General features: G+C 58.0%; 4 protein-coding genes. 2 read left to right on the top strand and 2 right to left on the bottom strand.

Features of this window, described 5'->3' with window-relative positions; genetic code table 11:
- Positions 1–151: 151 nt before the first annotated feature.
- Together ACP7B3_RS29020 and ACP7B3_RS29015 are read right to left on the bottom strand one after the other, a co-directional pair.
- Positions 152–718, bottom strand: coding sequence for a hypothetical protein (locus ACP7B3_RS29020; protein ID WP_426182789.1), 567 nt, complete (start codon positions 716–718; stop codon positions 152–154).
- Positions 719–787: 69 nt separating this feature from the next.
- Positions 788–3,358, bottom strand: coding sequence for an autotransporter outer membrane beta-barrel domain-containing protein (locus ACP7B3_RS29015; protein ID WP_426182786.1), 2,571 nt, complete (start codon positions 3,356–3,358; stop codon positions 788–790).
- Between the two features lie 682 nt (positions 3,359–4,040).
- Between ACP7B3_RS29015 and ACP7B3_RS29010 the strand changes: the two genes are divergently transcribed.
- Positions 4,041–4,298, top strand: a complete 258-nt coding sequence (locus ACP7B3_RS29010) for a hypothetical protein (protein WP_426182783.1) — start codon at positions 4,041–4,043, stop codon at positions 4,296–4,298.
- Between the two features lie 196 nt (positions 4,299–4,494).
- Positions 4,495–5,148 carry a hypothetical protein gene (locus ACP7B3_RS29005; RefSeq protein WP_416364622.1) on the top strand — a complete coding sequence of 218 codons (654 nt, stop codon included), beginning with the start codon at positions 4,495–4,497 and terminating at the stop codon, positions 5,146–5,148.
- Positions 5,149–6,000: the final 852 nt, after the last annotated feature.

Raw genomic sequence — 6,000 nt, 5'->3', positions numbered from 1 at the left:
TGCACGGCAGCGATCGCACCCTGTGGCGAGCGGGCTTGCCCCGCGTTGGACTGCGTAGCAGGCCCATTTTTGGGGGTCGCTTCGCAACCCAACGCGGGGCAAGCCCGCTCGCCACGGTCGCAGTGCTCGCCTTGGCAAGTGCGTCGCCGGCTCAGTCCGCGGCCACTGTCACCTCCACCGGTTTGCGCTCACCCGTTGCCGTCACTTCATAAATGCTCATCACAAACGCATCACTGATGGCCGTCTCAATCAGGTAATGCTTCTTCGGCTGCGGCGTAAACACCTGAGTCGCCGGTTGCGCCGTAATGGCATAGCCAAACATGGAATGCATCGGAATGCCGTTGAGCGTCGCGATCTGCTGCTTGACGTTCGCGTGTATGCGCAGCGGTTTGTTGGCCTCGATCACTTTGTCGATAGAGTCAGTGCCACCGCCGATTTTTTTCAGGTAGCCCGGCACGCGGCTGAAGTAATACCCGTCGTAAACCCGCTCGCCAGCCTCGGCCAAGCCATAACTCGACTCCGCGTACGCCAGGGAATAGGTCACGGGGTTGTCGCCTGCGCCGCCCTTGGTGCGAAATGTCAGGCTGGCCTGATGGTCATTGGTGGCCAACGGAACCACCGGCTTCGAGAAGTTTTGCTCGGCAAGCCGATGGCTGCTGCACCCCGCCATCAGCACGGCAAAGGCCAGCGCGACGGGGATTGCGATGGATACTTTCATAAGAACCTCAAGGTTGAATAATCGTGGTCCGGGGCCAGCAGGCCCCGGACCGAGCAACGCCGTCAGCGCTTAAAAGGCATACCGCGCCTTGAGCATTACGCCATCGGCGTCAAACCCACTGCGCGCCTGGCGGGTGTAGCTGGCGCCCACGGTAAAGTCCGACACCTGGTAGTTCACGCCCACGCTGGCTTCATAACTGTCACGCGCCACCGAAGCGCCGGTGACGGTGAATGGCGAGCCACCTGCCACGAAGCTGGAAGTTTGCGCGACGCGATCGCCCATCAGGTCGTGATAGGCCATCAGGGTTGCTTCCGGTTGCAGCTTGCCAGCACCCATCGGCAGGTTGCCTGCCAACCGCAGGCCGGCGCCCAGCTCACCCACTTCATAGCGTTGCGAGCGGGTGCTCAGCGCTGCCGAAGAGCCCTTCTCGTCGTAGCCATCCATGCGCACGTTGGCATAACGCGCCGCCACGCGCGGCTCGATCACCACGGCCTGCGACGGCTTGAAGCTGTAGCCGCCGATCACGCTGGCCGCCAACACATTACTGTCGTAGCTGCCCTTGGCCGTGGTGCCTGCCACATGGCGTTTGCTGTCGTTGTCGTTGTGGCCGTAGCTGAGGCTGCCGTCGACAAACCAGTTTTGCAGCGCCCAGTTGCCATACAGCGACAGCGCGTGGCCCTCGACGTCAGTCTTGTTGCCCAGGTCGGAATGGATGTTGGAGTTGAGGTAGCTGTAGGCCAGGCCCAAGCGGGTGGTGTCGTTCAAGCGACCGTCCACACCCACCGCCATGCCGCTGCTGTTGGCCGAGTAGCCGTTGTTACCGCCACGGCCGTCCTGGTCCATGTTGCTGCTCAGGCCCTGCACCCACACGCCGCCGGTTTGATGGCCTTCGCGCTGATCAGTGAGGCGGTTGAAGATCGCGCCGTTGATCACGGTTTGACCCGACAAGGCCACATCCAGCGCGCCACGGTTGACGTCCGGCTTGAGCTGCTCGCTCACCTGAGCAAGCTGTTGCGCAGTACCGGCGTTGGCGAGGGACTGGAACACGAGGTCGTTCTGGTTCAGCCCGCCGAGCACCTCGTTCTTGAAGGTATTGACCGCCGTCGCCGCTGCGGCGGTGGCACCTGCACCGGCAAGTTCCTGCTGCACTTGCTGGTTGTCTTTAACCGCGACGACAGCCTTGACCGTTTGGGCATCCGCCGAGTAGCTGAGCACGTTGAGCAGCGATGAAGAACTGGCAACAGACAGCCCGTTGTTTTGCACGCTGCTGGCTTGCAGCAGTGTGTACTGGGTGCCGTTGTTGGTGCGGGTGAAGTCACCAGGGTTGGCGCTCACGGTCAGCTTTGAGGCCTGGGCAAAACTGGCCGTGCCGTTGACCGTCAGGTACGGCGTGGTCGGCACCACGCTGTCGGCCAAGTGCATATCAATGCCCGCGCCGCTGGCGACGTTGAGGTCGCCGGTGATCGTGGTGCCCGGCGCAGAGAGGTTCAACGAACCGGCGTTGACCGAGACCGGCGCGATGATGCGCTGGCCGACGAAATCAGCCTGGCCCGCGACATTCACCGCGCTCAAGTTGAGCAGGTCGCCGGTGATTTTGCCGCCGGTCCAGTTCAGCGTGGCGAGGTTGGCGGCGTCGATGGCGGTGCCGGCGTTACTGCGGATCTCGCCGGCTTGCTGGTTGATTTCGAAAGGCGATGTTTGGTACTTCGCGTCCACCAGGATCGCCGTGCTGTCGGCCTTGATCAGGCCACGGTTGACGATGCCGCGTGCGCCCGTCTGTGGGTTCAAGGTAAAGGTCGCGCCCCGCAGGCTGACAGCGACCGCGTTGGCGCCATTGGCTTCGAGGGTGCCGGTGTTGAGCAGATAGTCGTAAGTACCGGAGTCGAACCGAACCGCTCTGGCAAGGCCGCCATTGACCGTCACCAACCCGCTGTTTTCAATGCGCAGGTCACTGGTGTCGGTTTCAACCTCAATGCCCAGCGCCTCTTCACCGGTGACGCGAATGGTCCCGGAGTTGAGAATCTTGCCGCCGACGGTCACCGGCAAATTGTTGTGGGTGTCCAGGATCAGGCCGAAGCCGTAATAGGACGTCACGTCCACCAGGCCGGAGTTGACGACATCGCCGCCTACGGTGGTGCCGTTGAGGTAGATCCCCTCACCGTCGCTCTCGGGACCGGATCCCGGCACGTCGACGGTGATGATGGTGCCCGTGTTGATCACGTTGCCGCCGACGGTGGCGGCGCCTACCTCAAACCCTTCGGCCCAGGTCTGGTTGGTCAGCCTGATCACACCGGACTGAACCACATCGCCGGTGATAATGCCGCCACGGGCTCTGAGATCTGAGTCAATCGCACCATCCACCACGAACCCGCGAATGTTGAGGCCACTGCCATCGATGGTGTAGTCGGCGCGGTTGATCAGCGAGCCCTGAATATCGGTCTCGGCAACACTCGCCCCATCGACATAACGCTGGGTGGCCACCACATTGCGTGAACCGACCAAGGTCACAGGCTCGTTGAACACCTGGCCTTTCCACTTGTTCTGGCCGCTGCTGACGTCAAATTCCACCGCAGCAACGTGCGCGGCGCCTGCGCTGACCATCAAGGCCAACAGGGTTTTCTGGAACGGCTTACGCTTCATTTCAAACTCCATGAACTACAGTCAAAGCCGCCAATAAGCCCGGCGGCTGTAGGTGTGCTGAGCGAAGGATCACTTGATCCGAGAGCATGCCCCCAAGGCGCCTTTCTGAAACGCAGGCGCGAGCAAACGCACCGCAGCCGGTGGTGGCAGAAAAGGGAATAGGGAGGCGAGGTTCACATTAATCCTTAATGTATTTTGAAAACGCTGCAGTCCATGCAGCCCGACCGGTTGCGGGTGGGCGGGGTAAAGACCCGGGCTTGAGGGAAATGGTTCCTTTTGCGGTAGGACGCTTCCCGAAACGACTGGGGATTTGCGTAATACCCGTGAGCAGACGGCGGGAAGCGTTGGCGTCGGTGGGGGTTGGGGATAGGACGCAGGGGTTTGAGTCAGGGCGTTGATGCCTTGCGTGGGTTTGGGTGCGGGGCTTATAGTCCGGCCCGTCGCCCATATGGCGATCAGGTTTGGCGACCTGACAACAGAGTGCAAAAGCAACCCGCTTCCATGCAGGTGTTTTTGCACCCGCAAAGCTGTGCATGTTATGGCGGCTGTGCGCGGGAGACCTTCGGGTCTGCCGGTTACTCTGTTCCGGTTCGCCAACCTGCGTACAGCTGCCACCCATTCGTTTGGCGACGAATGCGTGGTGGCTTAATCCACCAACAGAGTACTGAAAATGAACCAATACATGCCCCTAACGGGCCACGACTGCACCGTCCCCGCTCTGCTTATCGACACCAGTGCGCCCCTCGACGTGCTCCACGACGCCGCCGCGTACCGGATTCGCGCCGTCACGCAACTGCTGGAAAACCTGGCCTTCCGCGAACAGCTCAGCAGCGATGCCGTGGTGCTTCAAGACTTCGCCCAATTGCTGGCTATTCCGCTGCGTGATGGGTGTGATTTGCTGGATGTCATCAGTCGTAGACTCAATGCCGATCCATCTTGAGTGAAAGCCGGGCGGCTTAGACGTCGCCCGTTTTGTATGTGGGTGGTAGAGAAGAAAATCACTCCAACGAGATTAAATAAATCTGCGGCTTTTTCCTTCTTGCGAGATTGGGCCGGAAGACTCGCACATGTAAGATCGAGGTCTTTCGCATCAAATAGATGCTGATTACAGAAACGACAAGGAGGGTTGTTACACGATGAAATTACTCACACTCACCGCAAGCGCACTGCTTCTAATAGGGTGCACCAGCTACGATAAGACCAACCTGCGTAACGAAGCTGAAGCGGCCAAGTACGATCCGACTACCAGCGCGCGCATCCGCATCTATTCTGCACCGGAAAAGTACGCCATCTATGTCCCCGGCAAAACCTGTGAGGCCTACTATAACCATCCAGAAAATGGTCGCTTACAGGGAAGCATTGCTACTCGCGTCCATGATCCCAAACAAAGCTACATCCTCTGGCGCACCGCCGACCTACTTGGCATGAAGGCCGAGGACTACCAAAACCGCGTGATCGGCATGCCCGCCACCGCGCACACCGAAGCAGTGAAAACCGACCGGCTGGGCTACGACGAATTCGTCATCCCCGCCCACCAGCCAGTTCTGGTCGACATCGGGTATAAATCCGAAAACGGTTACTGCTACCCACCTACCATCCAGTTCGTCCCAGAGGCCGGAAAGGATTACGAAGCAAGCATCGAATTCCACAAGCAGAATTTCTACTCCGCCAAGTGTTCTATCGAGCTGGTAACACTCAGCGGCGCCGGCTCCTTCCAGGAAACCCAGCCCGTTTCAACCAACATCTGCCGCCCTGATCGCGACGGGCACTACTCCACCGTCGCGCCTTGAGCTGAGGGAAATAGGGGACAGACCCTGAGGGGAATAGGGGTCAGACCACTATTCCTCTATTCTTTTAACTGACACTTTTTGGGCGCCCTGACACACCCTGCGAAACTCTTTTACCTAACGCCTGCGCGATCTCGGACGCAAACTTCTGATCGCCCAAAACGTAATTACCGTTTGTAGAAGATCGAATTTGTTCTATCAGCCCAGGTGAAAGTCGATCATTGAATATAGACCGGTAAGCTTCGGCTCGTTGCGCGGTGCCGCTACCTAATTCGTTATAACCGCATGCGGGCTTATAAAGCCTGACAGCTCGCCCTGTGCGTTTGCCCTATAGCTGGTCCAGCGATAGTCGCCCGGATGAGCAACCAAGAAAAACAGGGGTCAGACCACTATTCTTCCGAGGACGACAACAACAGAAAAGTCACAAAATAAATTATGTTTTTAAAGAGCAACTCTGCTGGACTCCAAAAAACAAAACCGTGGTCTGACCCCTATTTCCTAAACATGATTTGTCATCAAGCACAATGCGTGAACTTTTACAGCCATACAATTCAGCAAGCACGGCTAGTGTATCAATGCAAAAAATTATAGTCTTCATCTGAATAAAAACACGCAGACCGATTGCTTCCCCGCTGAATAATATGCAATGGGATATCCGGCAGTAAAACCCTAGAATGGCTAGCATATAAACCCCTAACCGGATAGGAGCTTACAGCTTAGCCGCCCTTCAAAAGCCCAACAGATCGGAATAATTACAAAAAATAAATCATGTTTTTAAAGAGCAACTCTGCTGAACTTTAAAAAACAAAATCGTGGTCTGACCCCTATTTCTCCAGGATAGATTTGTGGGGATCA

It is taken from the genome of Pseudomonas sp. TWRC1-2, from assembly GCF_049896685.1.
Lineage (GTDB): Bacteria > Pseudomonadota > Gammaproteobacteria > Pseudomonadales > Pseudomonadaceae > Aquipseudomonas.
The sequence above is the reverse complement of the archived record's forward strand: the minus strand, read 5'-3'. Positions and strand labels throughout refer to the sequence as shown.